The sequence below is a fragment of the Streptomyces sp. SP18BB07 genome (genome assembly GCF_036322545.1).
Classification (GTDB): Bacteria; Actinomycetota; Actinomycetes; order Streptomycetales; family Streptomycetaceae; genus Streptomyces; species Streptomyces deccanensis.
The window spans coordinates 406,691-431,562 of record NZ_JAQYWT010000363.1 but is presented as its reverse complement, the minus strand read 5'-3'; the positions used below and the strand labels follow the sequence as shown (position 1 = coordinate 431,562).

Below are 24,872 nucleotides of genomic sequence, written 5' to 3'. Positions count from 1 at the left end.
CGGATGTCACCCCTTCCGGCCGGGGCGGCGGACATGCACCGAGAGGGCGGGCGGCCGGGACAGCCCCAGGCCCCGGATGCCGTCGGCGAGCGCGACGTCCAGGTCGGCCCGTACGTCGTCGAGTTCCCGGAAGTGGGACACCGCGCGGACGTCGACCCGCTTGCGTCCCGCCCGGACCCGTACGGACTGCACGCCGGACACCTCCATGGCCCGGTCGCGCAGGGCCAGCGCGGCGGCGCCCCGGTGCAGTCCGGCCCGTACGTGGGGGTGCGCGCGCCGCATCGGCAGGACGTCACGCAGCCCGGGGGTGGCGGCCAGGACAATCAGCCAGAGGCCGAGGAGCACGGCGACCGCGGCGCCGACGAGCACCCAGGTGTCGTCGAGGGGGCGCTCGGCGAGTTCCCGTGCCAGCGAGCGGCGCCAGGCCATGGCGGGCCGGTCGGCGCGGACGGCGACGACGTCGTACAGGAAGATGCCCGCGCCGGCGAGGAGCAGCACGGCGAGGACGCCCGCGGGGACTCTGCGCGTGGACCAGAAACGCCCCTCGCCCCCGTGTTCGCCCTTCTCGCCGTTCAGGGCGGGTGGCGGGTGGTAGGCGGAGGCGGACGCGGCCTGGCCCGGATCACGGCCTGCCGCCCTGCCGCCTGCGGTCACGTCGTCCGACGCCGTCTCATCCGGCTTCGTCTCGTCCGACACCGTCTCGTCCGACGCCGTCTCGTCCGCGGCCTTCTCGATGACGGGTAGTCGTCGCGTGGTGCCTTCGGTGCGGTGGGGTTCGCTCATCGCGTCCTCCCCTGTGCCACGTCGTGTGCGTGTGCCAGGTGCAGCCGTTCCACCTGGACGGCCACCTCCGTCACGCGCATTCCCGCCAACGTCCCTACCCGCTCGGCAACATGGCGACGCACCGCAGCGCACTGGCCACCGATGTCCGAGGGGTAGGGGAGCCCGAGCGTGACGCGGACGCGCGCGGTCGCGTGAACGACGACGACGGTGGCGTTCGGGGGCGCGGAGGCGGGCGCCGGCGCCGCCAGTGCCTCGCGCGCCGCCTGCGCGGCGATCTTCGCGACCACCCGGTCGGCGATCCGCGTCGCCCCTCGCCCACCCGGCGCCACGGCCCCTACCGGCTGGGTCTCCCGCGTCTCCTGCGTCTCCTGCGTCTGAGGGGGACGGCCGCTGTCCGCCGGGTTCATCGGCGTCGGTCGTCACGCGGGCGGAAGAAGTCGCCCATGTCCAGGTCCCCCTCCAGGAACCGGCCGACGACGAAGCCGACGGCGCCCAGCGCGGCCACCAACAGGAAGGCTCCGAATCCGCCGAAGTATCCGGCGAAGCCCAGCGCCATCCCGGCGACCATGCCGATCACGGCCAAGCTCATGCTGCGCTCCTAGCGACTCAGCCCGCGCTCACTGCAGCCGGGACTCCGGCTCCTCGTCCTCCTCGTCCGGCAGCTTCACATCGCTGACGGCGATGTTGACCTCGACGACCTCCAGGCCGGTCATCCGCTCGACGGCCGCGATGACGTTCTCGCGCACATCGCGGGCGACGTCGCTGATCGACACCCCGTAGTCGACGACGATCTCCAGGTCCAGCGCGGTCTGCACCTCGCCGACCTCGACCTTCACACCCCGGGTCACGGACTTGGTCCCGCCGGGGACCCGGTCGCGCACGGCCCCGAAGGTCCGTGACAGTCCGCTGCCCATGGCGTGCACGCCCACCACTTCCCGCGCGGCGAGCCCGGCGATCTTCTCCACGACGCCGTCGGCGATGGTCGTACGCCCCCGGCCCGCCGGATCACCGCCGCCACGCCGGGTCGCCCTGCGCCCGACCTGCGGCGACTCCTTGGTGGTGTCGGGCCCTTCCGTCCGGTTCCGCTCCGTCATGTCAGTCATGCCGTCAGCCCCTTCCGGTCGTCCCCCCTCCAGCCCACAGTAAGCGCGGTTGCGGCACCGCGCGCCGGGGATGCGGCAGGCTGGAGGAATGACGGCGGACGGTTGGACGAAGGCGGTGCGTCAGCAGCTGGGGCTCGGCCGTGTGCTCCCCCTGGGCGGCCCGCACGACGGCGCGTGGATCACCGAGAGCGCGGCGAGGACGGCCCTGCGCCGCGCGGCCGGATCCCTGCCCGGGCTGAGCCTCGGCCGGCTCCGCATCTCGTCCGTCGACTCCGGCGGGAAGAAGGGCGAGGACACGGACGGGTACGGCCACGAGACGGCCGTGCCGCCGCCCCCGAGTGCCCTGCCGCCCGGTCCGCTCCGGGTCACGGCCGACCTCGCGGCCTCGGCGGGTCCGGCCGCCGAGCCCCTACCGGCCACGGCGGCCCGGCTGAGGAAGGCCCTGTTCGCGGCCGCTGGGGACCGCCTCGGGTTGACGGTGGCCGAGGTGGATCTCCGGGTGACGCACCTGGTGGAGACGGACACCGGGCCGTCCGACCTGATGGAGGCCGACGCGGAGTCGCCCGACCTGATGGAGGCCGACGCGGAGTCGCCCGACCTGATGGAGGCCGACGCGGAGTCGCCCGACCTGATGGAGGCCGACGCGGAGTCGCCCAAGCCGCTGGAGACCGATGCGGGGCCCTCCGGGCCCGCGCCCGGGCCGTCGTCCTCCGCGGCCGCTTCGACGGCGGCGGTCGGGGACGACAAGGAGTCCCGGGTGGCCGCGGCGGCGCTCTCCGTCCCCGGCGTCGCCCGTCTGACCGGCGTCTTCGGGGGTCTCGGTGTCCTGGGCGGCCTCGGCGGAGCCGACGGTCCCGCTCGCGCGGTCGCCATCGCCGCCGGGCCGGCCCTCTCCCGCCGCCATGTCCGCGTGGAACTGGCGGTGACGGAGGAGCGCCGCGCCCTGGACGTGGCCCGCGAGGTGCGCGCGGCGGTGAGCGACTCCCTGCCGGACCACCCTTCGGTGGCGGTACTCATCACAGCGGTCGGCACCTGACCCCGAGGACCCTGCCGTCGAACGACGTCCGGGGCCCCCGAGGCGGCGGCCCCGGACCGGCCGTCTACTCGCCGACGCCCGCGAGGTCGCGCAGCCGCCGGGCCTGGGCCGCCCGCTCGGCGGCCCGCTGCTCGTCGTACCCCCGGCCCTGGGCACCGCGCAGCAGCGCCTTGGTCTCGACGACCGCGTCCCGGGGCGCGGTCACCAGCGCACCGACGAGGTCGCGCACCGCGCCGTCGAGTTGGTCGGCGGGTACCGCGAGGTTGGCGAGCCCGATCCGCTGGGCCTCCTCCGCCTGGACGAACCGCCCGGTGAGGCAGATCTCCAGCGCGCGGGCGTACCCGACGAGGCTCACCAGCGGGTGCGTCCCCGTGAGGTCGGGCACGAGTCCGAGGCTGGTTTCGAGCATGGCGAACTGCACGTCGTCGGCGACGACGCGCAGATCACAGGCGAGGGCGAGCTGGAAGCCCGCACCGACGGCGTGCCCCTGCACGGCGGCGACGGACACGATGTCGTTGCGCCGCCACCAGGTGAACGCCTCCTGGTACTCGGCGATGGTCGCGTCGAGCCCGGCGTCGTCACGGCGCGCGAGATCGACGAACGACGGCTCCCCTTCGATGCCTTCGGGCGTGAACATCTGCCGGTTGAGTCCGGCGGAGAATGATTTGCCCTCGGCGCGCAGCACGACCACACGGACGGAGCCCGGCACCGACCGCCCGGCCTCGGTGAGCGCCCGCCACAGAGCGGGGCTCTGCGCGTTGCGCTTGGCCGGATTGGTCAGCGTCACCGTGGCGATCGCGTCGTCGACGGTGAGCCGTACGCCGTCCTGGTCGAGCAGCGTTTCGAGCGAAGCCATGGGGCGCCTCCGATGGGTGCGGTCAGCAGAGCGATGAAGCGATGCTAAGTGACTGCACAGTAACCACCCGGTCGATCAGCCGACCGACCGGGTGGCCACCATCGAAGCCGATGGGCCGCGCGGCGTCAGGCCGACGCGGCTTTCTTGCCCCGCGTCGCGCCGCCACGCCCTCGGAGCGTGACGCCCGACTCGCTGAGCATCCGGTGCACAAAGCCATACGAGCGGCCGGTTTCCTCGGCCAGCGCCCGAATGCTCGCACCGGAGTCGTACTTCTTCTTCAGGTCTGCCGCGAGCTTGTCGCGCGCGGCGCCGGTAACCCGGCTGCCCTTCTTCAGAGTCTCGGCCACCCGGTCCTCCTCATGGGAAGTGCGCTCTGGTCTCCTCATGATCACCCCTCTGGGGCGGGTTGGCCACCCATTCGGCAAGGTCCGTGCGACAAGGTTTTGACGACAGGAGCGCGTCCCCACGAGCGGAACCTGCAATTCCGCCCGGTCGTGTCCGTACGGCCGAACGGGTTGTTCCGTGAAGCCCCAGGTCAGGGATGCGCGACGGCCGAGCCCTTCGCGAGGAAGGACTCGGCCGTGAAATCGATGTAGGACACACCTCGGTACGAGGAGAGCTCACACAGATGATGGATCACCGATGGGCCGAATGATCCAGCGGCAGTTGATCAACCGATTCGATCAAGCGAGCGCGACGAGATCCGCGTAGTCGGCGCCCCACAGGTCCTCGACGCCGTCCGGCAGCAGGATGATCCGCTCGGGCTGGAGCGCCTCGACCGCGCCCTCGTCGTGGGTGACGAGAACGACCGCACCCTTGTAGGTGCGCAGGGCGCCGAGGATCTCCTCGCGGCTGGCGGGGTCGAGGTTGTTCGTCGGCTCGTCGAGGAGCAGGACGTTCGCGGACGAGACCACGAGGGTCGCGAGCGCGAGACGGGTCTTCTCGCCGCCGGAGAGGACCCCGGCGGGCTTGTCGACGTCGTCGCCGGAGAACAGGAACGAGCCGAGTGTCTTGCGGATCTCGACCAGGTCCAGGTCCGGGGAGGCGGAGCGCATGTTCTCCAGGACCGTGCGGTCGGGGTCGAGGGTCTCGTGCTCCTGCGCGTAGTAGCCGAGCTTGAGGCCGTGGCCCTCGATCACCTCGCCGGTGTCGGGCTTCTCGACGCCGCCGAGGAGGCGGAGCAGGGTGGTCTTGCCGGCGCCGTTGAGGCCGAGGATGACGACCCGGGAGCCCTTGTCGATGGCCAGGTCGACGTCGGTGAAGATCTCCAGCGAGCCGTACGACTTCGACAGGCCCTCGGCGGTGAGCGGGGTCTTGCCGCAGGGCGCGGGCTCGGGGAAGCGCAGCTTGGCGACCTTGTCGGAGACGCGGACGGCCTCCAGGCCGGCGAGCAGCTTGTCGGCGCGCTTGGCCATGTTCTGCGCGGCGACGGTCTTGGTGGCCTTGGCGCGCATCTTGTCGGCCTGCGAATGCAGTGCGGCGGCCTTCTTCTCGGCGTTCTGCCGCTCGCGCTTGCGGCGCTTCTCGTCGGCCTCGCGCTGCTGCTGGTAGAGCTTCCAGCCCATGTTGTAGACGTCGATCTCGGCGCGGTTGGCGTCCAGGTAGAACACCTTGTTGACGACCGTCTCGACCAGGTCGACGTCGTGGGAGATCACGATGAAGCCGCCGCGGTAGGTCTTGAGGTAGTCCCGCAGCCAGACGATCGAGTCGGCGTCGAGGTGGTTGGTCGGCTCGTCGAGGAGGAGGGTGTCGGCGTCGGAGAACAGGATCCGGGCCAGCTCGATACGGCGGCGCTGACCGCCGGAGAGGGTGTGCAGCGGCTGGCCGAGCACCCGGTCGGGCAGGTTGAGCGCGGCGGCGATGGTGGCGGCCTCGGCCTCGGCGGAGTACCCGCCCTTGGTGAGGAACTCGGTCTCCTGGCGCTCGTACTGCCGCAGGGCCTTGTCACGGGTGGCGCCGCTGCCGTTGGCGATGCGCTGTTCGTTCTCGCGCATCTTGCGGATCAGTACGTCGAGGCCGCGGGCGGAGAGGATGCGGTCGCGGGCGAGGACGTCGAGGTCGCCGGTGCGGGGGTCCTGCGGGAGGTAGCCGACCTCGCCGGAGCGGGTGATGGTGCCGCCGGCCGGGATGCCCTCGCCGGCCAGGCACTTGGTGAGGGTGGTCTTGCCGGCGCCGTTACGGCCGACCAGACCGATGCGGTCGCCCTTGGCGATGCGGAAGGTGGCGGACTCGATGAGGACGCGGGCACCGGCGCGCAGCTCGATACCGGAGGCGGAGATCACGGACAGACTCCAGGGCGGGTGGGGGTGGCGGGTGTGGGCGGCTGAGGACGTTCCCGCCGTCTAATGCGCGAGGAGAATGGCCATGGGCCGATTCTAACTGGGGGTGGCAAGCGGTTTTCCGCCCGTGTGACAAGGGATCACGTGGTCTCGGTCACCGGGCCCGCCCGCACTCCCGCTCGGCGGGGCGTTGTCAGTGGCCGGTGCAAAACTGGGCAGCGGGTCGTTTTCCGGACGAGGAACCGGACGACGGACGGACGACGGACGGACGACGGACGGACGACGGACCGGACGACAGAGAGGTCGTGATCGCTATGACGGGCAGGAGCGACGGACGCCCGAGCGTCTATCCGACGCTGCTCTACGCGGACGCCAAGGCCGCCATCAGGCAGCTCACGGAGGCGCTGGGCTTCACCGAGCTCTCGGTGTACGAGGGCGAGGACGGCATCGTGCAGCACGCCGAGCTGACGCAGGGCAACGGCGCGGTGATGGTCGGTTCCAAGGGCAGCGGCAGCGTCTTCGACGGCGCGATGAAGGGCGCGGGGCCGGCGGGGGTGTACATCGTCGTGGACGACGTGGACGCCCATCACCGGCGGGCCGTGGAGCACGGCGTGGAGATCCTGATGCCCCCGACGGACCAGGACTACGGCTCCCGGGACTACATGGCCCGGGACGCCGAGGGCAATGTGTGGAGCTTCGGCACGTACGCCCCCGAGACGGGCGGCTGACGCCTCCCGCCGCCCTCCCGGGTCAGCTGCCGCCGGTGTGCACCTGGAACGCGGCGCGGCGGACGGCCTTGGCGAGGGCCGGGTCGGGGTGGGCCGCTGCGAGGGCGACGAGGACCTGGACGGTGCGGGGGTGGCCGACCGCGCGGACCTCGGCGAGCAGTGCGGGGACCGTGGGCTGCACCGCCGACTCCAGATGCCGGACGAGCAGCGGGGCCTCGCCGTGGTCGGCGACGGCGGCGGCCGTGTCGACCCAGAGCCAGGTGGACTCCTCGCGGGTGAGGACCTCGTGCGCGTCCTCAGGGTCGGCGCCGTCGTGCTCGGCGAGCCACAGCAGGGCGTAGGGGCGCAGCGGGGTCTCGTCGGCGACGGTGCGGACGTCGGGCTCGGCGGGGGCGCCGACGACGCGCAGCGCCTCGAAGGCGAGTCCCCGGATGAGGGCGTCCTCGCCGCGGGCCGCGTCGATGAGCTCGGTGACGGCGCCGCCGACGGGACGGGCGGCGAGCCAGGCGCGGTACTCGGCGCGGGCCGCGTTCGGGCGGAGCTGGGCGCAGCCTCTGAGCATGTCCTCGGCGGAGACCTCGATGTTCCCGGCGGGGCTCTGCGCGGCGACACAGATCTGTTCGAGCTTGACCCAGACCGCCCAGCTGCCGAGCGGGGTGAGGGTGGCCTGGCCGTCGCCGTAGGTGAGGGCGCCGACGGAGGCGAGGGCGCGCAGGGACCAGTCGAGGAGGGGGGCGAGGGGGGTGTCCTCGGCCGTGGGCTCCGCGCCGGGCCCGGGCTGCGGGCCGTAGGGGATTTCGCAGCGCTCGGTGCGCAGTTCGGTGACCCGCTGGTCCAGGAGGTCGAGGAGCTGCTCCACGGGGACGGGCCCGGCGGAGAGCTGGAGGAAGGAGAGGACCTGGGGCATGGCCGAGACGACCTCGGCGACCGCCGCCGGCTCCCGGTCCTCGGGCTCCGGATAGGCGATGGACCAGGCGTCGAAGAACGCGACCCAGCCGCGCAGTACGGCGCTGTCGTCGCGGTTCCAGGCGCGCAGGCGCCAGCCCGGGCGCGCGCTGTCGCCGTGCACCTCGACCAGTCCGGCCAGACGTGCCGTGTCCCAGTCGTGGCGGACCTGAGCCGGGGTCAGCCCCAGGTCGGCCGCGGCCCGTTCGGCGGTCGCGGCGGAGAGGGTGCCCTTGCCGTCGGGGCTCGCGCCCTCGCGGCCGGGACGCAGGACGGCATCGGCCCAGCGGGCGACGCGGGCCGCGTCCGCGAGGACGGCGCGGGCCATGCGGGCGAGTTCCACGGGCGGCGGTGTGCCCTCCGGGGGCCGGGGGGCCGGTCGGCGGCGCTGGGTCACTGCTGCTCGGGGAGCGGCGGCCAGGGTTCGCGGGCCGACGAGTCGGAGCCTGGAGTCGCGCGGATTACGGGACGTCACGGGGGCAGTCTTCCGGTTGACGGTCCGAAAACCCAAACGGAATGTCACAGCGGGCGACAGGGGTGGCCAACGCACGGGTCCCTTCGGGGGGACATCGGCGGCGATCGTGTTGGTCCAGCGCTAAACGGAATGGGTCGTACCTGTCTGCGACGAGCCCGGTCCCCCGCCCCGGCGGCACGCCTACACCAGCGGTGTCAGGAAGCGACGCAGGCTCTCCTCGTACTCCTTGGGGTCCGCGTTCCACATGGCGCCGTGCGGGGCGTGGCGGACCGTGCGGAGGGTGACCCGGTCGGGGCGGCGGGCGGCGAGGCGCCGGGAGGGGCCCCAGGGGGCGACGGTGTCGTCGGGGCCGTGGAAGAGCAGGGTCGGTGTCCTGAGCCCCGAGGCGTCGGTGTCCTGGCCGGTGGGGGTGGTGCGCAGTCCGGTGCGGCCCTGGGCGGCGCGGACCGCGAGGGGCAGCAGGGCACCGGGGGTGCGGCGGGCCGCGGCGAGGGCGCGGAGGGTGGCGGTCCAGTCGAGCACCGGTGAGTCCAGGACGAGTCCGGCGACGCGGTCGCGCAGCGGGGAGCGGGTGGCGGCGCGCAGGGCCATGGTGGCGCCGGTGGACCAGCCGAGCAGGACCACCCGTTCGGCGCCGTGGCGGACGGCGTGGCGGATGGCGGCGTCGACGTCTCGCCACTCGGTCTCGCCGAGGTGGTTCAGGCCGTCCGGGGAGCGGGGGGCGCCCGGGTCGCCGCGGTAGGCGAGGGCGAGCACCGGGAAGTGGTGGCGGTGCAGGAACTCCATGACGTTCATGGGGTGTTCGCGGGTGGCGCCGAGGCCGTGCACGGCGATCACCCAGACGTCCCGGTCCCCGGGTACGAACCAGGCGGGGAGGATGCCGAGTTCACCGGGGACCTCGACGTCGTCGTGGTCGAGGCCGAGCGCGGTGCGCGGGTCGCCGAGGTGGAGGTCGGGGGTGAGCCACACCTTGTCGCCCGGCTCCAGGGTGCCGTGGGTGACACGCTCCAGGCGGCGTACGACCGTGTCGGGGGCGTGCGGGGCGCCGTCCAGGACGGTGCCGACGACCGCGTGGCAGCCGTTGCCGGTGAGGCCGTAGGTGCCGGGGCGCTGGGAGGCGAAGGCGCGGGTCAGCGCGATGCGGCCGGCGGCGGTGGCGTGCACGGTCAGCCGGGGTTCCGTGGGCAGCGGTTCGCCCGGCGGCGCCTTCAGGGCGACGTCGCTGGCCACCCGGCCCGCCGCCACACTGGCCGCACCGGCCGCGAACGCGACTCCGACAGCGGCGACCGCCGCTTTGACTGCACCCACGCCTCCAGTGTCCTGGCCGACCACGCCTCCGGCCAGTGGGCGTGCACACCGGAGCGACCGAAGAGACGAACAGCGGGCCGGGGTAGCGGTGGGGTGGTGGTTCGCGGGGCCCTAGGTCGGCTGGCCGTAGTCGCGGAGGTGGGTGGCGGCTGTCGTCAGTTGGGTGGGGGTGAGGAGGTGTGGGGTGTGGCCCGGGATCGAGGATGCCGTCAGCCAGACTCTGCACATCCATTCGAGCTGGGCCGTGCGGTCGTACGCCTCGGAGAGGGTGCTCCCGTAGGTGATCGTGCCGTGGTTCTGGAGGAGACAACCGGAGCGCCCTGTCAAAGCGCGGAGCATGTTCTCGGCCAACTCCGGGGTGCCGTAGGTCGCGTAGGGGGCGACGCGGACCGGTCCGCCCAGGGCGGCGGACATGTAGTGGATCAGCGGCAGTTCGTCCACGAGCGTGGAGACGGCCGTCGCATGGACCGCGTGGGTGTGGACGACGGCACGGGCGTCGGTGGTGCCGTGGATCGCCAGGTGCATGGGGAGTTCGCTCGTCGGGCGGAGCGTGCCGAGGACCTGCCGGCCGGAGAGGTCCACACCCGTCACGTCCTCCGGGGTCAGACGGTCGTACGGCACTCCCGTCGGGGTGACCAGGACGGTGTCCCCGACGCGTACGGAGACGTTTCCCGAGGTGCCCACGACCAGACCGTCGGCCACCGTCCGGCGGGCCGTCGTGACGAGTTCGTCCCACGCGTGCGCCACATCGTCCGGCACACCGCGCCACCGCTCGCCCCGGGCGTTCCCCTGCTGCTCGACCATGCCGCGATCCTGCCAGGCGGCGGACGGTGACGGGGACGTGGAAGCGCGGAGCCGGAGGGTGCATATACGCATACGTCACCCGGAGTTGGTGATTGGCCGGTGATCGACCGGGATTCGGTGATCTTCCAGTAATCTCCGGGTGTTTTGTCGCACAATCGCCATTCCGGGGGGAAGTATGGCCATCGCTCTCCAGCCGTTCCGTCGCCGCCACCGCGCATTCGCCGCCTCCGTCGCGGCCCTCGCCCTGGGGGGAACCGCTCTCACCGAGCTCCCCGTCTCGGCCGCCGCCCAGCCCAGGGGGCACGACGTCTCCTCGCACCAGAAGCAGGTGAACTGGTCGAGCGTGAAGTCGAAGGGTGCCCGGTTCGTCTACGTCAAGGCGACCGAGTCCACCACCTACCGCAACCCGTACTTCGGCCAGCAGTACAACGGCTCGCGGGAGGCGGGCCTGATCCGGGGCGCGTACCACTTCGCGCTGCCCCACCAGTCGTCCGGGAAGACTCAGGCCCGCTACTTCGTGGACAACGGGGGCGGCTGGCGCGCGGACGGCTGGACGCTGCCGCCGGCGCTCGACATCGAGTACAACCCGTACGACAGGAAGAGGAAGTGCTACGGCCTGAGCCGCAGCGCGATGGTCGGCTGGATTACGTCGTTCAGCGCCGAGGTGAAGCGCCTCACGAGCCGCCGCCCGGTGATCTACACGACCACCCACTGGTGGAAGACCTGCACCGGCAACAGCCCGGCCTTCGGCGGGAACCACGCGCTGTGGCTGGCCCGGTACGACTCCTCCGGGGCGGGGGAACTGCCCGCGGGGTGGAAGTCCTGGACGATCTGGCAGTACGACAACGGCAGCGGGAGCCTGCCGGGTGACCAGAATCTCTTCAACGGGTCGACGAAGCGGCTGAAGCAGTTCGCCCGGGGGTAGCGGACCTCGATATTCCGCCTCAGTTCGAAGGTCAGGCCGCCGCCCCACCGAACTCCGACGGCCCGCCCGTCCGCAAGCGGAGCGGCGGCACCCCGTTCATTACACCCGTACGCCTGTCCTAGTTCATCTTCCGTTCACCCAGGTTGCCTACGGTCCACATGCCACTGACGTCCGAAAGAAGCTTGGGTAAATGGAAAACTTCTCGCTGATCCTCGCGATCGTGGTCATCACCGCGCTCGCGTTCGATTTTACGAACGGTTTCCACGACACCGCCAACGCGATGGCCACCACCATCTCGACCGGCGCCATGAAGCCCAAGGTCGCGGTGGCCATGTCCGCCGTGCTCAACCTTGTCGGCGCGTTCCTGTCCATCGAGGTCGCCAACACCATTTCCAAGGGACTCGTCGACGAGTCCGGCATACAGCCAGAGGTCATATTCGCGGCGCTCGTCGGCGCCATCCTCTGGAACCTGCTGACCTGGCTGGTCGGACTCCCCTCCAGCTCCTCGCACGCCCTGATGGGCGGCCTCGTCGGCGCCACCATCGCCTCGGTCGGCGTCAGCGGCGTGCACGGCGACGTGCTCGTCACCAAGGTGCTGATCCCCGCCGTCGCGGCCCCGCTGGTCGCCGGCATCGCGGCGATGCTCGCCACCCGGCTGACGTACAAGCTCGGCCGGCACACGAGCGAGAAGGCCTCCGGCAAGGGCTACCGCGCCGGTCAGATCGCCTCCGCGGGCCTGGTCTCGCTGGCCCACGGCACGAACGACGCCCAGAAGACGATGGGCATCATCACCCTCGCCCTGGTGGCCGGCGGCGCCCTCGCGCCCGACTCCGACCCGCCGGTGTGGGTCATCGTCTCCGCCGGTCTCGCCATCGCGCTCGGCACCTACCTGGGCGGCTGGCGCATCATCCGCACGATGGGCAAGGGCCTGACCGACCTCCAGCCGCAGCAGGGCTTCGCCGCCCAGACCAGCGCGGCCACGGTCATCCTGGCCTCCTCGCACCTCGGCTTCTCGCTCTCCACCACGCACTCGGTCTCCGGTGCGGTGATGGGCGCGGGCCTCGGCCGCAAGGGCGGGGTGGTCCGCTGGTCCACCGCGACCCGGATGTTCGTCGCATGGGGTCTGACCCTGCCGGCCGCCGCGTTGGTCGCCGCGCTCGCCGAATGGGTGACGTCCTTCGGCAGCTGGGGCACGGCCGTCGTCGCGGTCTTCCTCATCGCCTCCAGCGCCGCGATCTGGGTGATCTCGCGCCGTGAGGTCGTCGACCACACGAACGTCAACGACACCGAGGAAACGCCCGGTGTGGTGACCACGGCGATGGCCGCCGTGACGCCGCCGCCCACCGCCGCCGTGGCCGAGGAGCTCGTGGCGACCATCCCGGCACCCGCGGCCGCGGCCGCCGCCGAGACCACGGCCCCGGCGAACTCGTCCACGCCGACGCCCGCCGTCTGAGCCCCGCGACCTCCTGAGGAAGATCATCATGCACATCGACTGGGCAGCCCTGGGCTCCGTCTTCGGAGTCAGCCTCGTGGTCACCGTGGCCCTCGTCGGCCTCTTCACCCTGGGGATCGTCGGCCTCTCCAAGCGGGAGGCCGCGACCGCCGCGGGCGCGTCGCCCGCGCTCGCCACGACAGCGGCGTACGCCTGCTTCGCGGCCTGCACGGCGGCGGTGGGTTACGGGATCTACCTGATCATGGCCTGAGGCCCCGTAGACCCCTTCGCACCTCGCACAACACACCACGACAACCCCTCGTACCGTCGACCTGGTACGGGGGGTTGTCCTCATGTACCACCCGGTCGCGGCAGCCTCAGCCCGTTCGTCCTGCTCGGGGCCCCCGCGGCCGAGCCCCGGACAGAGCCCGGTCCAGGGCCCTGAGCCGGTCCGTGACCGGGGTCAGTCCCCACCACAGGCCCGCTCCGGCGGCGATGAGGGCGGTCACCACCATCCAGACGACGCCGCGCGCCTCCGCCCCCGGCACCAGCAGCGCGGCGAGCGCGCCGAGCCCGACGGCCAGCGCCCCGGCGACCGTGCTGAAGAGCACCAGGGGGGCGGCGGCGGACACCAGCGTCCGCCGGTCCCTCGCCGTCCTCGTACCCGCCGAGGCGGGTCCCTTGGTCCGATCTTCCATCGCGTGTCCCTCCCGTCCCCCGAACGGTTCTTCAAGAGCCGTCCGCACCCGGGTCCACAAGCCCCGCCAGAAAACCACACCACGCGGTGTGACGGAAGGAGAGCACAGCGTTCTGACGCCAGTTCGAGTCACGCACCAGGATGCGGCGCGCCGGAGAGAGCGCGGAAGGAGCCGATTCGAGCGGCTGACGGGATTTCGGCGGTGTGGGGCTCGGCACACCGTCGCGCCGCAGGTCAACAGCGAGTTGACGGGTCTCGAAGGGGCGTGGTGGACTGCCGGAGCCATGTACGACGGCAGGAGAGGAAGCCGGTGCGAGTCCGGCGCGGTCCCGCCACTGTCACCGGGGAAGCATCTCGACGCGTCTCCCGGGAGCCAGGAACTCTCGCCGTCGGTCTCGTCGAACCAGGGCGTGGACACCCTGAGTGAGGACATATCGCCATGTGCGGCTGCCACTTGAGTCCCAGCACCGGATCCGCGTACGACCTCGCGGTCGGCTGAACCCGTGCGTGCCGATCGCGTCTTCGCGTACGGCGCCACCGCCGGACTCCTCGGTGACCTGCTGCTCGGTGATCCTCGCCGGGGGCATCCGGTCGCCGCGTTCGGGCGGGCCGCCGGTGCCGTGGAGCGGGTGCTGTGGCGGGATCACCGGGGGTGGGGCGCGCTGCACACCGCCGTGTGCGCGGGTGGCGCCGTGGCGCTCGGGGCCGTCGCCTCGACTGCCGTACGGCCGTCGCGTGCGGCCTCCGTCGCGTTGACCGCCGCCGCCACGTGGGCCGTCGTCGGGGGGACTTCGCTCGGTCGGGAGGCCCGGACGATCGGACGGTCCCTCGACGCGGGGGACGTCGAGGGCGCGCGGGCCCGGTTGCCCCATCTGTGCGGGCGGGACCCCCAGGCACTCGACGCGGACGGGATCGCGCGGGCGGTCGTGGAGTCCGTCGCCGAGAACACGTCCGACGCGGTGGTGGGGGCGCTGGTCTGGGGAGCCGTGGCGGGGGTGCCCGGGCTGGTGGGGTTCCGGGCCGTCAACACGTTGGACGCCATGGTCGGTCACCGGTCGCAGCGGTACCGGCGGTTCGGCTGGGCCTCCGCGCGGCTGGACGACGTGGTGGGGTGGCCGGGGGCCCGGCTGACGGCGGTGCTGGCCGCCGCCTGCGGTGGGGACGCCCGGGGTGCCGTACGGGCCTGGCGCACGGACGCGGGCAGGCACCCGAGCCCCAACGCGGGGCCCGTGGAGGCGTCGTTCGCGGGGGCGCTCGGAGTGCGTTTGGGGGGCACGTTGTCGTACGGGGGGCGGGTCGAGCATCGGCCTGTGCTCAATGGGGAGGGACGCGCCGTCGCCGTGGAGGACATCGAGCGGGCCGTTCGGTTGTCCCGGCGGGTGGGGTGGCTGGCGTTGGGGATCGGTGCGGGTGTGTCGGTGCTGCGGTCGAGGAGTCGGGGATGAGTGGCGGACTGCTGGTCGCCGGGACCACCTCCGACGCCGGGAAGAGCGTCGTCACCGCCGGGATCTGCCGGTGGCTGGTGCGGCAGGGGGTCAAGGTCGCCCCGTTCAAGGCGCAGAACATGTCGCTCAACTCCTTCGTGACGAAGGAGGGCGCCGAGATCGGGCGGGCGCAGGCCATGCAGGCACAGGCATGCCGGGTGGAGCCCAGCGCGCTCATGAACCCCGTGCTGCTGAAGCCCGGGGGTGAGCGCAGCAGTCAGGTCGTGCTGCTCGGGAAGCCCGTGGGTGAGATGAGCGCGCGCGGTTATCACGGCGGGCGGCAACAGCGGCTGCTCGGGACCGTGTTGGAGTGCCTCACCGAGCTGCGGGGCACGTATGACGCGGTGATCTGCGAGGGGGCCGGCTCTCCGGCCGAGATCAATCTGCGGCGGACCGACATCGTCAACATGGGGATCGCCCGCAACGCCGGGCTGCCCGTGCTCGTGGTCGGTGACATCGACCGCGGTGGGGTGTTCGCGTCGTTCTTCGGGACCGTCGCGCTGCTCTCCCCCGAGGACCAGGCCCTCGTCGCCGGGTTCCTCGTCAACAAGTTCCGCGGGGACGTCTCCCTGTTGGAGCCGGGGCTCGACATGCTGCGCGGGCTCACCGGGCGGCGGACGTACGGGGTGCTGCCGTTCCGGCACGGGCTCGGGATCGACGAGGAGGACGGGCTGCGGGTCTCGCTGCGCGGGACGGTCCGGGAGTCGAACGTCGCGCCGCCCGTCGGGGAGGACGTGCTGCGGGTCGCCGTGTGCGCGGTGCCGCTGATGTCCAACTTCACCGACGTGGACGCGCTCGCCGCCGAACCCGGTGTCGTGGTGCGGTTCGTGGACCGGGCCGAGGAGTTGGCCGACGCGGACCTCGTCGTCGTGCCCGGCACCCGGGGCACGGTGCGGGCGCTGGAGTGGCTGCGGGAGCGGGGGCTCGCCGAGGCGCTGGTGCGCAGGGCCGCCGAGGGGCGGCCGGTGCTCGGGATCTGCGGCGGGTTCCAGGTGCTCGGGGAGCGGATCGAGGACGAGGTCGAGAGCCGGCGGGGGCGGGTGGAGGGGCTGGGAGTCCTTCCCGTCCGCGTGCGGTTCGCGGCGGACAAGACGCTCACGCGGCCCGTGGGTGAGGCCCTCGGGGAGCGGGTCGAGGGGTACGAGATCCATCACGGGGTCGCCGAGGTGCTGGGCGGCGAAGCGTTCATCTCTGATGACCATGGAAACAGCCTGGACGGGTGCCGGGTCGGGCAGACCTGGGGCACGCACTGGCACGGGTCGCTGGAGTCGGACGGGTTCCGGCGGGCCTTTCTGCGTGAGGTGGCGGCGGCTTCGGGGCGGCGGTTCGTGCCGGCCCCGGACACGTCGTTCGCCGAGCTGCGCGAGGAGCAGCTCGACCGGCTCGGCGATCTGATCGAGGAACACGCGGACACGGACGCGCTGTGGCGGCTCATCGAGTCGGGGGCGCCGACGGGGTTGCCGTTCGTGCCGCCGGGGGCGCCGGGGGTGCCGGGATGAGGGCGCCGGGTCGGTCCCGCCGGGGTAGGGAGTGTTGTCTACCGGCCGGTGGGACTTCTCGCGCAGTTCCCCGCGCCCCTGAGAAGCAGGGGCTGCGCCCCGTGCTTCTCATCCCGCCGGTCGGCAGTCGTCTCATTCATTCACCACTAGGAGGGACCACCGCGTGAGCACGCACTTCCCCTTCACCGCCGTCGTCGGGCAGGGCGACCTGCAACTCGCCCTGCTCCTCAACGCCATCTCCCCGAGGATCGGCGGCGTGCTCGTGCGTGGTGAGAAGGGCACCGCCAAGAGCACCGCCGTGCGGGCGCTCGCGGCGCTGCTGCCGCCGGTGGAGGTCGTCGTCGGCTGCCGGTTCTCGTGCGACCCCGTGCAGCCGGACCCGGCGTGTCCGGACGGGCCGCACGAACCGGCGTTCGAGACCCGGCCGTCCCGCATGGTCGAGCTTCCCGTCGGCGCCTCCGAGGACCGACTCGTCGGCGCCCTCGACATCGAGCGGGCGCTGTCGGAGGGCGTGAAGGCGTTCGAGCCGGGCCTCCTCGCGGACGCGCACCGGGGCATTCTCTACGTCGACGAGGTGAACCTCCTCCACGACCACCTGGTCGACCTGCTGCTCGACGCGGCCGCGATGGGCGCCTCGTACGTGGAGCGCGAGGGCGTCTCCGTACGGCATGCCGCGCGGTTCCTGCTGGTCGGGACGATGAACCCCGAGGAGGGCGAGCTGCGGCCGCAGTTGCTCGACCGGTTCGGGCTGACCGTGGAGGTCGCGGCCTCGCGGGAGCCGGACCAGCGGGTGGAGGTCGTCCGGCGGCGGCTCGCCTACGACGACGATCCGGCCGGTTTCGCGGCCCGTTGGGCGGACGAGGAGGCCGGTGTACGTCAACGGGTCGTCGCCGCGCGGGAGTTGCTGCCATCCGTGGTGCTGGGCGACGGGGCGCTGCTGCAGATCGCGGCGACCTGTGCGGCCTTCGAGGTGGACGGGATGCGGGCCGACATCGTGATGGCCCGGACGGCGACCGCGCTGGCCGCGTGGGCCGGGCGGACCGAGGTGCTCGCGGAGGACGTGCGCCAGGCGGCACTGCTCGCGCTGCCGCACCGGCGGCGAAGGAATCCCTTCGACGCGCCCGGCCTCGACGAGGACAAGCTCGACGAGACACTGGAGGAGTTCGCGGAACCGCCGCAGAACCCTCAGGATCCGCAGAACCCGCATGACTCGCAGGACCGTCAGGATCAGCAGGACCCGCAGGACCCGCAGGGCGACGACGATCCGGATCCCGGTCCCGACGGCCCCGGTGGCGGTGGGCAGCCGCCCGCTCCCGAGACCGACGGGCCGCAGGGCGGCGACGGCGGCGGTCAGGCCGAGTCCGGCGAGAGCGTGCCCGCGCAGGCTCCGGCCGCCGGGGAGCAGTCCGCCGTACGGGCCGCCGAGCCGTTCCGTACGAAGGTGCTCAGTGTGCCGGGGCTCGGGGAGGGTGCCGCCGGGCGGCGCTCGCGCGCACGGACCGAGCACGGGCGCACGACCGGGGCGCGCAGGCCGCGTGGCGCGCTGACCAAGCTGCATCTGGCGGCGACTGTGCAGGCCGCCGCGCCGCACCAGCGGACGCGCGGGCGATCCGGGCCGGGCCTGGTGGTCCGGCGTGACGATCTGCGGCAGGCGACCCGGGAGGGGCGGGAGGGCAACCTCGTGCTGTTCGTGGTCGACGCCTCCGGGTCGATGGCGGCGCGGCAGCGGATGGGCGCGGTGAAGGGCGCGGTGCTGTCGCTGCTGCTCGACGCCTACCAGCGGCGGGACAAGGTGGGCCTGGTGACGTTCCGGGGGTCGGCCGCCGAGGTGGCGTTGCCGCCGACCTCGTCCGTGGACGCAGCGGCGGCCCGCCTGGAGTCGTTGCCGACGGGCGGGCGGACGCCGCTCGCGGCCGGGCTGCTCAAGGCGCACGACGTGCTGCGGGTGGAGCGGCTGCGGGACCCCGCGCGCCGGCCGCTGGTCGTGGTGGTGACCGACGGCCGGGCCACCGGCGGACCCGAGCCCGTCGCGCACGCCGGGCGGGCCGCGCGACTGTTCGCGGCCGAGGGCCACGCGTCCGTGGTGGTCGACTGCGAGTCGGGCCACGTCCGGCTGGGGCTCGCCGGGCAGCTGGCGGGTGAACTGGGCGGTACGGCGGTGACGTTGGACGAGTTGCGGGCGGACTCCATCGCCGGGCTCGTCCGGGATGTGCAGGGCGCGCAGAGGGCCCAGGGCACGCAGGGAACACAGGGGACTTCGAGGAGGGCCGCGTAGATGCCGCAGGGACAGCCGAGTGTCGTACCGGACGACGGACTGACGACTCGTCAGCGCAGGAACCGTCCGCTGGTCTTCGTGCACACGGGTATCGGCAAGGGGAAGTCCACCGCCGCGTTCGGGCTCGCGCTGCGCGCCTGGAACCAGGGGTGGCCGATCGGGGTGTTCCAGTTCGTCAAGTCGGCGAAGTGGAAGGTCGGCGAGGAGAACGCGCTGCGCGTGCTCGGGGCGTCCGGCGAGGGCGGGTCCGTCGACTGGCACAAGATGGGCGAGGGCTGGTCGTGGGTGCAGCGCGACGGGCAGATGGACAACGAGGACAAGGCCCGGGAGGGCTGGGAGCAGGTCAAGCGGGACCTGGCGGCCGAGACGTACAAGCTGTACGTGCTGGACGAGTTCGCGTACCCGCTGCACTGGGGGTGGATCGACACGGACGAGGTCGTCGAGGTGCTGCGGAACCGGCCCGGGACCCAGCACGTGGTGATCACCGGGCGGAACGCGCCCGAGAAGCTCGTCGACTTCGCGGACCTCGTGACCGACATGTCGAAGGTCAAGCACCCCATGGACGCGGGCCAGAAGGGCCAGCGGGGCATCGAGTGGTGACATCGTGACGTCTTACACCTCGGTCTCCTCCGTGCCCCGGCTGGTGATCGCCGCTCCCTCGTCGCGCAGCGGCAAGACCACCGTGGCGACGGGGTTGATGGCCGCGCTCACCGAGCGGGGGCTCGCCGTGTCCCCGCACAAGGTGGGGCCGGACTACATCGACCCCGGTTACCACGCGCTGGCGAGCGGGCGGGTGGGGCGGAACCTCGACGCGTACCTGTGCGGGCCCGAGCTGGTCGCGCCGCTCTTCGCGCACGGCGCGCGCGGGTGCGACATCGCCGTCGTCGAGGGTGTCATGGGGATGTTCGACGGGGCCTCGGGGCAGGGCGAGCTGGCGTCCACCGCGCATGTGGCGAAGCTGCTGCGGGCGCCGGTGGTGCTGGTCGTGGACGCGTCGTCGCAGTCACGGTCGGTGGCGGCGCTGGTGCACGGGTTCGCCTCCTGGGATCCCGAGGTGCGGATCGGGGGCGTGATCCTCAACAAGGTCGCCTCGGACCGGCACGAGGAACTGCTCCGGGACGCCCTGGAGTCGACCGGTGTGCCCGTGCTGGGGGTGCTGCGGCGGGCTCCCCAGGTGGACACCCCGTCCCGACATCTGGGACTGGTCCCGGTCGCGGAGCGGCAGGCCGCCGCGCTGGAGGCCGTGGCGGCGATGGCCGCGCAGGTGCGGGCCGGGTGCGACCTGGAGGCGCTGGTCGCGCTCGCCCGCAGCGCCGGGGCGCTGTCGGGGCCGGCGTGGGAGCCGCCCGTCACGGCCACGGGGAGGCGGGAGGTGGTCGCCGTGGCCGGTGGGCCCGCGTTCACCTTCTCCTACGCCGAGCACGCCGAGCTGTTGACCGCCGCGGGTGCCGAGGTGGTCGTCTTCGATCCGCTGCGGGACGAGCAACTGCCCGACGGGACGCGCGGGTTGGTGATCGGCGGCGGGTTCCCCGAGATGTACGCCGCCGAACTGTCCGCCAACGAGCCGCTGCGCAAGGCCGTCGCCGAGCTGGCGTTCGGCGGGGCTCCGGTGGCCGCCGAGTGCGCCGGTCTGCTCTATCTGTGCCGAGAGCTGGACGGGCGGCCCATGTGCGGGGTGCTGGACGCGACGGCGCGGATGGACGAGCGGCTGACCCTCGGGTACCGCGACGCCGTGGCCGTGGGCGACAGCGTGCTCGCGCCGGCCGGGACCCGGATGCGGGCCCACGAGTTCCACCGGACGGTCGTCGAGCCGGGGGCCGGACCCGCTCCGGCCTGGGGGATACGGTCCCCCCAGCCGCGGGTCGAGGGGTTCGTGCGGGGAGGGGTGCACGCGAGCTATCTGCACACCCACTGGGCCGCGGAGCCCGGTGTAGCACGGCGGTTCGTGGACAGATGCCGGGCGTCATGAGCGGTCCGTCGGTCGGTGAAGTGTTCCGCTCACTCCGCCACGCCCACCACCAGCCAGATGAAGGCGGCCCCGGCGATCGTGCACAGCAGGGTGGAGTGGGCCGGGTGTTCGTGGTGGGCCTCGGGGAGGATCTCGGCGGCGGCGAGGTAGAGCAGGGCGCCGCCGAAGAAACCGAGGTAGCAGCCGAGCGGGCCCTCCGGGATCGTGAACAGCAGCGTGGAGGCTGCTCCCACCACCGGGGCCGCCGCGTCCGCGAACAGCATCGCGAGCGCACGGCGGCGGGCGTTGCCGTAGACGCTGGTGAGCGTGTACGTGTTGAAGCCGTCCGCGAAGTCGTGGGCGATCACTGCGAGCGCGACCGCGATGCCCATGCCCTGGCCGATCTGGAAGGCCGCGCCGATCGCGACGCCGTCCATGGCGCTGTGTCCGACCATCGCGGCCGCCGCCGTCAGCCCCACCTGAGGCGTACGGCCGTTGTGCTCGTCCGCGCCGTGTGCCGCCTGGCGGGCGGCCAGCAGGCGTTCCACCAGGTGGGCCAGGAGGAATCCGGCGACGAAGAGCAGCAGCGCGGCCGGTACGCCGAAGACCTCGTCGCCCGCGGCCTCCAGCGCCTCGGGGAGCAGGTCGAGGCCGACCACGCCCAGCATCAGACCGCCGGCCAGGCCCAGCACGAGGTGGCGGCGGTCCGTCACGCGTTGTGCCGTCCAGCCGCCGAGCAGCGTCATCAGGAACGCGCCGAGTGCCACGAAGACCGCCATGGGTCTTTGCTACCGGATGAGTGGGCGGTGTTCGCTGCGGCGCCCCGGCGGAAGCGGGAGCGAAGGGGTCGGGTTTTGGCTGCGGGTCTGTGGGGGCTGGTCGCGCAGTTCCCCGCGCCCCTGGAGGGGCGCGGTTGTGGCTGACCACAGGTCCAACCCACTCCTCGTCGGGGTGGGCGCCTCCAAGGGTGTGCCGGAGGCAGAAGTGCTCTCCCTGGTCGAGAGGACTCTGCGGGATGCGGGGCTCCTCTTGGAGGCGGTCGTCGCACTCGTCACCGTCGAGGCCAAGGCCGGTGAACCCGGTGTCGTCCTGGCCGCCGAACGGCTCGGTGTCCCCCTGATCGCCTGCTCCGCCGCGGAGTTGGCCGCCGTCGCCGTGCCGAACCCCTCCGGCGCGGCCCTCGCCGCCGTCGGCACCCCGTCCGTCGCGGAGGCCGCCGCGCTCGTCGGCGGGGGTGAACTGCTCGTGCCGAAGCGGAAGTCGGAGCCGGTGGACGGGCGGGCGGGGAGGGTGACGTGTGCCGTCGCGACGGCGAACCCTGGCTTCGCCGGACCCGGCGAGAGTCGGCATGATGATCGTTGCGGCCGTGACCGCGACCGCGACCATGACGGTGACCGCCGCCGGCCGCGCTGACCGACCGCCCCTGCTTCCGCGCCCGCACCACCCCTTCCGCCCCGCCGAGGAGACACCGTGACCACCCCGCCGCCCGCCCTGCTCATCGCCGGTCATGGAACCCGGGACGAGGCCGGGGCCGAGGTGTTCCGCGGCTTACTGCGCGAGCTGGGACGCCGCCACCCCGGGCTGCCCGTCGGGGGCGGCTTCGTCGAGCCGTACCGGCCGCCGCTGGGCGAGGCCGTGACCGCGCTGGTGGAGCACGGGGTACGGCGGTTCGTCGTGGTCCCGCTGGGGTGGGAGTCCGCCGGGCGTGCGGAGACGGACGCCCGGGCGGCGCTGGGCCGGGTGCGGGAGCGGCACCCGGAGGTGTCGTACGGGCACGGCCGTCCCCCGGGCCCGCACCCCGCGCTGCTGAACCTGCTGGAGCGGCGGGTGGAGGAGGCACTGGGGTCGCCCTCGCCGAGGACTCCGGGCGACCGGGCCGATGTGACCGTCCTGCTCGTCGGGTACGGGTCCACGGACCCCGAGGCCAACGCCGAGGTGCACAGGGCGGCCCGGTTGTTGTGGGAGGGGCGCGGATACGCGGGTGTGGAGACGGCGTTCGTCTCGATGGCGGCGCCGGACGTGCCGAGCGGTCTCGAGCGGTGTACGCGGCTGGGGGCGCGGCGGATCGTCGTCCTGCCGTACTTCCCGCTCGACGGCGGGCCGGCGGACCGGGTGCGGCAGCAGACCGAGGGCTGGGCTGCCGCGCGTCCGGAGATCGAGGTACGGTCGGCCGATGTCATCGGACCGGAGCCGGAGCTGCTCGATCTGATCGTGGAGCGGTACCGGGAGGCGCTGGAGGGCGACCCGTACATGAACCACGATTCCCACGACTCCCCCACCCCGGGCGGCACTCCGCCCGGCGGCGGGAACAGCCCGGGACTGCCGCGGCAGCCGCATGTCCGTCCGGACGGCTACGGGCACCACGGTCACGAACATCACGACTGGGGACACACGCACTCCCATGCACACTGAATCCGACTCCGGGCGCAGGCACGACCTGCGGAACACGGGTCATGACCTGACCGACTCGGGTCAGGGACCGGCGCACGCGGGTCATGACCTGCGGCATCACGGCGACGCCGAGGTGCGGGACGACGGGGCGGGGCTCATCGACCTCGCCGTGAACGTCCGGACCGGCACACCGCCCGCCTGGCTGCGGGAGCGGATAGCCGGGTCGCTGACCGAGCTGGCCGCCTACCCCGACGGACGGGCCGCGCGGGCGGCGGTGGCGGACCGGCACGGGCTGCCCGCCGAGCGGGTCCTGCTCACGGCGGGCGCCGCCGAGGCGTTCGTGCTGCTGGCCCGCGCCCTGAAGGTCCGTCACCCGGTGGTCGTGCACCCGCAGTTCACCGAGCCCGAGGCCGCGTTGCGGGACGCCGGGCACTCCGTGGACCGGGTGCTGCTGCGGGAGTCGGACGGCTTCCGGCTGGACCCGGCGGCCGTGCCGGAGGACGCGGACCTGGTGGTCGTGGGCAACCCGACCAATCCGACGTCGGTGCTGCATCCGGCGGAGTCCCTCGCCCGGCTGGCCCGGCCGGGGCGGACGCTGGTGGTCGACGAGGCGTTCATGGACGCGGTGCCGGGTGAGCGTGAGGCGCTGGCCGGGCGGACGGACGTGCCCGGCCTCGTCGTCCTGCGCAGCCTGACCAAGACCTGGGGGCTGGCCGGGCTGCGGATCGGTTACGTCCTCGCCGCGCCCGGGACGATCGCCGAGCTGGAGCGCGCCCAGCCGCTGTGGCCGGTGTCGACGCCCGCTCTCGCGGCGGCCGAGGCGTGTGTCTCGGGCCGGGCGCTGGCGGAGGCCGCCGAGGCGGCCGGCCGTGTCGTCGCCGACCGGGCCCATCTGGTCGCCGGGCTGCGGGAGTTCGCCCCCGACGGCCTGGTCGTGGCCGAGCCCGCCGAGGGCCCGTTCGTCCTCGTCCGGTTGCCCCGCGCGACCGCCGTACGGCGGCATCTGCGCAGTCTGGGCTTCGCCGTCCGCCGTGGTGACACGTTCCCGGGGCTGGACGACGCGTGGCTGCGCCTGGCGGTCCGCGACCGGACCACGGTCAACGGCTTCCTCCAGGCGCTGGACCGGGCGATGACCCTGGCGGACCGCTGAGCGAAGGGCTCGGCGGTCCGCCGGCCTGACCGGTCGGACGGCTCGGGTGGGTCAGGGCCCCGGGCCGGTGCGGGTGGGCACGGTGCGGATCAGCACTGCGAGCTGTGCTTGCAGTGCATCTTGACGCCCATCTTGTGGTTGAAGTCCTGCCACTTGCCGCGCGCGAACGACTTGTTGACGCTGTCCGGGACGGAGGGCTTGGCGACGTAGGCCCAGACGTGGAGCATCAGGTAGCCGGTCTTCTTGTCGTTGTAGAACTGGAAGTTGACCTTGGAGCCGGCGCCGTCGAAGTGGCCCTTCTGCGCAACGAAGTACCAGCCGTTCTTCATGCCCTTCGTGTAGAACCTCACCGGCGCGTTCCGGCAGCCGAAGGGCCCGGCCGCACAGGCCTTCAGCTTGATCAGCTGCCCCTCCTTGGGGTACTTCTTCGGCGCGTTCTTCACCGGGAACGTGCAGTTGAAGCACCTCTTGAGCTCCTGCATCGGCTCACTGGCCCGCCAGGGGCGGCCGATGTACTTGGCGTTGTTGGGCTTCACGTGGAAGCGCCAGTCGTAGAGCTTGCGGAGCTTCACGGCGGACGCGGCCCCGGTGTTCTGCTCCGCGACGGTCGTGGGGCTCTTCTTGACGACGGCGGTCTCGCCGTGGGCGGACGCGGCGCCGGCCGGGGCGAGGACCGCGAGCATGGCGGCCCCCGCGACCGCCAGGTTCGAGAGTGTGCGGACGAGGGGTGAACGGGTGAGCACTGGGTCTCCCT

25 protein-coding genes, 1 pseudogene and 1 riboswitch are annotated in these 24,872 nt (G+C 72.9%); of the genes and pseudogenes, 13 read left to right on the top strand and 13 right to left on the bottom strand.

Annotated features, from left to right (window positions below):
* Window positions 1-6: 6 nt before the first annotated feature.
* Genes PUR53_RS43095 through PUR53_RS43080 form a run of 4 tightly spaced genes read right to left on the bottom strand, consistent with a single transcriptional unit; the run spans window position 7 to window position 1,886 of the window.
* Window positions 7-783, bottom strand: coding sequence for a DUF6286 domain-containing protein (locus PUR53_RS43095; RefSeq protein WP_329899273.1), 777 nt, complete (start codon window positions 781-783; stop codon window positions 7-9).
* Window positions 780-1,190 carry a hypothetical protein gene (locus PUR53_RS43090; RefSeq protein ID WP_329912151.1) on the bottom strand — a complete coding sequence of 137 codons (411 nt, stop codon included), beginning with the start codon at window positions 1,188-1,190 and terminating at the stop codon, window positions 780-782. Before PUR53_RS43090 ends, PUR53_RS43095 begins: the two co-directional genes overlap by 4 nt.
* On the bottom strand, window positions 1,187-1,372 hold the full coding sequence (locus PUR53_RS43085) for a hypothetical protein (protein ID WP_329899271.1): 186 nt from the start codon (window positions 1,370-1,372) through the stop codon (window positions 1,187-1,189). The genes PUR53_RS43090 and PUR53_RS43085 overlap by 4 nt, the downstream gene beginning before the upstream one ends.
* A 28-nt stretch (window positions 1,373-1,400) precedes the next feature.
* Complete coding sequence (locus PUR53_RS43080) at window positions 1,401-1,886, bottom strand: Asp23/Gls24 family envelope stress response protein (RefSeq protein ID WP_329912150.1); 486 nt, start codon at window positions 1,884-1,886, stop codon at window positions 1,401-1,403.
* An 88-nt stretch (window positions 1,887-1,974) separates the two neighbouring features.
* Between PUR53_RS43080 and PUR53_RS43075 the strand changes: the two genes are divergently transcribed.
* Window positions 1,975-2,922: a nucleopolyhedrovirus P10 family protein gene (locus PUR53_RS43075; protein ID WP_329912149.1), complete on the top strand. Its 948-nt coding sequence runs from the start codon at window positions 1,975-1,977 to the stop codon at window positions 2,920-2,922.
* A 64-nt stretch (window positions 2,923-2,986) separates the two neighbouring features.
* Here PUR53_RS43075 and PUR53_RS43070 read toward each other — a convergent pair whose 3' ends face one another.
* From PUR53_RS43070 to PUR53_RS43060, 3 genes are all read right to left on the bottom strand, one after another.
* Window positions 2,987-3,778, bottom strand: coding sequence for an enoyl-CoA hydratase/isomerase family protein (locus PUR53_RS43070; RefSeq protein ID WP_329899269.1), 792 nt, complete (start codon window positions 3,776-3,778; stop codon window positions 2,987-2,989).
* A 125-nt stretch (window positions 3,779-3,903) separates the two neighbouring features.
* Window positions 3,904-4,125, bottom strand: coding sequence for a helix-turn-helix domain-containing protein (locus PUR53_RS43065; RefSeq protein WP_006123601.1), 222 nt, complete (start codon window positions 4,123-4,125; stop codon window positions 3,904-3,906).
* 336 nt (window positions 4,126-4,461) lie between these two features.
* Entirely contained in the window at window positions 4,462-6,060 is a 1,599-nt protein-coding gene (locus tag PUR53_RS43060) for an ABC-F family ATP-binding cassette domain-containing protein (protein WP_329899268.1), read from the bottom strand.
* Between the two features lie 311 nt (window positions 6,061-6,371).
* On the opposite strand from PUR53_RS43060, the gene PUR53_RS43055 reads away from it, so the two are divergent.
* Window positions 6,372-6,785 (top strand): VOC family protein, encoded by a 414-nt coding sequence (locus PUR53_RS43055; RefSeq protein WP_329912176.1) that lies wholly within the window; start codon window positions 6,372-6,374, stop codon window positions 6,783-6,785.
* Window positions 6,786-6,807: 22 nt separating this feature from the next.
* Here PUR53_RS43055 and PUR53_RS43050 read toward each other — a convergent pair whose 3' ends face one another.
* The 3 genes from PUR53_RS43050 to PUR53_RS43040 all read right to left on the bottom strand — a co-directional run bounded on the left by PUR53_RS43050 (window position 6,808) and on the right by PUR53_RS43040 (window position 10,317).
* Window positions 6,808-8,205, bottom strand: a complete 1,398-nt coding sequence (locus PUR53_RS43050) for a hypothetical protein (RefSeq protein WP_329899266.1) — start codon at window positions 8,203-8,205, stop codon at window positions 6,808-6,810.
* A 180-nt stretch (window positions 8,206-8,385) separates the two neighbouring features.
* A complete protein-coding gene (locus tag PUR53_RS43045) occupies window positions 8,386-9,513 on the bottom strand; it encodes an alpha/beta hydrolase family protein (protein ID WP_329912148.1) in 1,128 nt (375 codons plus the stop codon).
* 111 nt (window positions 9,514-9,624) lie between these two features.
* Window positions 9,625-10,317 (bottom strand): class II aldolase/adducin family protein, encoded by a 693-nt coding sequence (locus tag PUR53_RS43040; RefSeq protein ID WP_329912147.1) that lies wholly within the window; start codon window positions 10,315-10,317, stop codon window positions 9,625-9,627.
* Between the two features lie 175 nt (window positions 10,318-10,492).
* Between PUR53_RS43040 and PUR53_RS43035 the strand changes: the two genes are divergently transcribed.
* The 3 genes from PUR53_RS43035 to PUR53_RS43025 all read left to right on the top strand — a co-directional run bounded on the left by PUR53_RS43035 (window position 10,493) and on the right by PUR53_RS43025 (window position 12,945).
* Window positions 10,493-11,242, top strand: a complete 750-nt coding sequence (locus PUR53_RS43035; RefSeq protein ID WP_329912146.1) for a lysozyme — start codon at window positions 10,493-10,495, stop codon at window positions 11,240-11,242.
* A 190-nt stretch (window positions 11,243-11,432) separates the two neighbouring features.
* Window positions 11,433-12,695 carry an inorganic phosphate transporter gene (locus PUR53_RS43030; protein ID WP_329899262.1) on the top strand — a complete coding sequence of 421 codons (1,263 nt, stop codon included), beginning with the start codon at window positions 11,433-11,435 and terminating at the stop codon, window positions 12,693-12,695.
* Between the two features lie 28 nt (window positions 12,696-12,723).
* Window positions 12,724-12,945, top strand: a complete 222-nt coding sequence (locus PUR53_RS43025) for a hypothetical protein (protein WP_329899261.1) — start codon at window positions 12,724-12,726, stop codon at window positions 12,943-12,945.
* Between the two features lie 106 nt (window positions 12,946-13,051).
* On the opposite strand, the gene PUR53_RS43020 is transcribed toward PUR53_RS43025, so the two are convergent.
* On the bottom strand, window positions 13,052-13,372 hold the full coding sequence (locus PUR53_RS43020; protein WP_329899260.1) for a hypothetical protein: 321 nt from the start codon (window positions 13,370-13,372) through the stop codon (window positions 13,052-13,054).
* Window positions 13,373-13,646: 274 nt separating this feature from the next.
* Window positions 13,647-13,776: riboswitch (cobalamin riboswitch) on the top strand.
* 98 nt (window positions 13,777-13,874) lie between these two features.
* On the opposite strand from PUR53_RS43020, the gene PUR53_RS43015 reads away from it, so the two are divergent.
* The 5 genes from PUR53_RS43015 (at window position 13,875) to PUR53_RS42995 (ending at window position 20,598) form a co-directional block, all read left to right on the top strand.
* Window positions 13,875-14,816, top strand: coding sequence for a cobalamin biosynthesis protein (locus PUR53_RS43015; RefSeq protein WP_329912145.1), 942 nt, complete (start codon window positions 13,875-13,877; stop codon window positions 14,814-14,816).
* On the top strand, window positions 14,813-16,354 hold the full coding sequence (locus PUR53_RS43010) for a cobyric acid synthase (RefSeq protein ID WP_329899258.1): 1,542 nt from the start codon (window positions 14,813-14,815) through the stop codon (window positions 16,352-16,354). Before PUR53_RS43015 ends, PUR53_RS43010 begins: the two co-directional genes overlap by 4 nt.
* Before the next feature lie 163 nt (window positions 16,355-16,517).
* Window positions 16,518-18,629 carry a putative cobaltochelatase gene (locus PUR53_RS43005; RefSeq protein ID WP_329912144.1) on the top strand — a complete coding sequence of 704 codons (2,112 nt, stop codon included), beginning with the start codon at window positions 16,518-16,520 and terminating at the stop codon, window positions 18,627-18,629.
* Window positions 18,630-19,229 (top strand): cob(I)yrinic acid a,c-diamide adenosyltransferase, encoded by a 600-nt coding sequence (gene cobO, locus PUR53_RS43000; protein ID WP_329899256.1) that lies wholly within the window; start codon window positions 18,630-18,632, stop codon window positions 19,227-19,229. It abuts the gene before it with no gap.
* Window positions 19,230-19,233: 4 nt separating this feature from the next.
* Window positions 19,234-20,598, top strand: coding sequence for a cobyrinate a,c-diamide synthase (locus tag PUR53_RS42995; RefSeq protein ID WP_329912143.1), 1,365 nt, complete (start codon window positions 19,234-19,236; stop codon window positions 20,596-20,598).
* Window positions 20,599-20,627: 29 nt separating this feature from the next.
* Here the strand turns inward: PUR53_RS42995 and PUR53_RS42990 are convergent, their stop codons facing one another.
* Window positions 20,628-21,356, bottom strand: coding sequence for a ZIP family metal transporter (locus tag PUR53_RS42990; protein WP_329899254.1), 729 nt, complete (start codon window positions 21,354-21,356; stop codon window positions 20,628-20,630).
* 148 nt (window positions 21,357-21,504) lie between these two features.
* On the opposite strand from PUR53_RS42990, the pseudogene PUR53_RS42985 reads away from it, so the two are divergent.
* The 3 genes and pseudogenes from PUR53_RS42985 to cobC all read left to right on the top strand — a co-directional run.
* Window positions 21,505-21,882, top strand: a pseudogene (locus PUR53_RS42985) (cobalamin biosynthesis protein); the annotation flags it as partial.
* Between the two features lie 165 nt (window positions 21,883-22,047).
* Complete coding sequence (locus PUR53_RS42980) at window positions 22,048-22,989, top strand: sirohydrochlorin chelatase (protein ID WP_329912142.1); 942 nt, start codon at window positions 22,048-22,050, stop codon at window positions 22,987-22,989.
* The gene (cobC, locus tag PUR53_RS42975) at window positions 22,979-24,118 is read left to right on the top strand and encodes an Rv2231c family pyridoxal phosphate-dependent protein CobC (RefSeq protein WP_329912141.1); all 1,140 of its coding nucleotides are present in this window, start codon (window positions 22,979-22,981) and stop codon (window positions 24,116-24,118) included. The genes PUR53_RS42980 and cobC overlap by 11 nt, the downstream gene beginning before the upstream one ends.
* Window positions 24,119-24,207: 89 nt before the next feature.
* On the opposite strand, the gene PUR53_RS42970 is transcribed toward cobC, so the two are convergent.
* On the bottom strand, window positions 24,208-24,861 hold the full coding sequence (locus tag PUR53_RS42970) for a hypothetical protein (RefSeq protein ID WP_329899251.1): 654 nt from the start codon (window positions 24,859-24,861) through the stop codon (window positions 24,208-24,210).
* Window positions 24,862-24,872: the final 11 nt, after the last annotated feature.

What these genes read in the sequence shown, in the direction of transcription:
- PUR53_RS43025 (WP_329899261.1), top strand. Translation starts at nt 12,724, where the DNA reads ATGCACATCGACTGGGCAGCCCTGGGCTCCGTCTTCGGAGTCAGCCTC.
- cobO (WP_329899256.1), top strand. Translation starts at nt 18,630, where the DNA reads ATGCCGCAGGGACAGCCGAGTGTCGTACCGGACGACGGACTGACGACT.
- PUR53_RS43090 (WP_329912151.1), bottom strand. Translation starts at nt 1,190, where the DNA reads ATGAACCCGGCGGACAGCGGCCGTCCCCCTCAGACGCAGGAGACGCAG.
- PUR53_RS43040 (WP_329912147.1), bottom strand. Translation starts at nt 10,317, where the DNA reads ATGGTCGAGCAGCAGGGGAACGCCCGGGGCGAGCGGTGGCGCGGTGTG.
- PUR53_RS42990 (WP_329899254.1), bottom strand. Translation starts at nt 21,356, where the DNA reads ATGGCGGTCTTCGTGGCACTCGGCGCGTTCCTGATGACGCTGCTCGGC.
- PUR53_RS43035 (WP_329912146.1), top strand. Translation starts at nt 10,493, where the DNA reads ATGGCCATCGCTCTCCAGCCGTTCCGTCGCCGCCACCGCGCATTCGCC.
- PUR53_RS43085 (WP_329899271.1), bottom strand. Translation starts at nt 1,372, where the DNA reads ATGAGCTTGGCCGTGATCGGCATGGTCGCCGGGATGGCGCTGGGCTTC.
- PUR53_RS43080 (WP_329912150.1), bottom strand. Translation starts at nt 1,886, where the DNA reads ATGACTGACATGACGGAGCGGAACCGGACGGAAGGGCCCGACACCACC.
- PUR53_RS43070 (WP_329899269.1), bottom strand. Translation starts at nt 3,778, where the DNA reads ATGGCTTCGCTCGAAACGCTGCTCGACCAGGACGGCGTACGGCTCACC.
- PUR53_RS43055 (WP_329912176.1), top strand. Translation starts at nt 6,372, where the DNA reads ATGACGGGCAGGAGCGACGGACGCCCGAGCGTCTATCCGACGCTGCTC.
- PUR53_RS43020 (WP_329899260.1), bottom strand. Translation starts at nt 13,372, where the DNA reads ATGGAAGATCGGACCAAGGGACCCGCCTCGGCGGGTACGAGGACGGCG.
- PUR53_RS43075 (WP_329912149.1), top strand. Translation starts at nt 1,975, where the DNA reads ATGACGGCGGACGGTTGGACGAAGGCGGTGCGTCAGCAGCTGGGGCTC.
- cobC (WP_329912141.1), top strand. Translation starts at nt 22,979, where the DNA reads ATGCACACTGAATCCGACTCCGGGCGCAGGCACGACCTGCGGAACACG.
- PUR53_RS43010 (WP_329899258.1), top strand. Translation starts at nt 14,813, where the DNA reads ATGAGTGGCGGACTGCTGGTCGCCGGGACCACCTCCGACGCCGGGAAG.
- PUR53_RS43095 (WP_329899273.1), bottom strand. Translation starts at nt 783, where the DNA reads ATGAGCGAACCCCACCGCACCGAAGGCACCACGCGACGACTACCCGTC.
- PUR53_RS43030 (WP_329899262.1), top strand. Translation starts at nt 11,433, where the DNA reads ATGGAAAACTTCTCGCTGATCCTCGCGATCGTGGTCATCACCGCGCTC.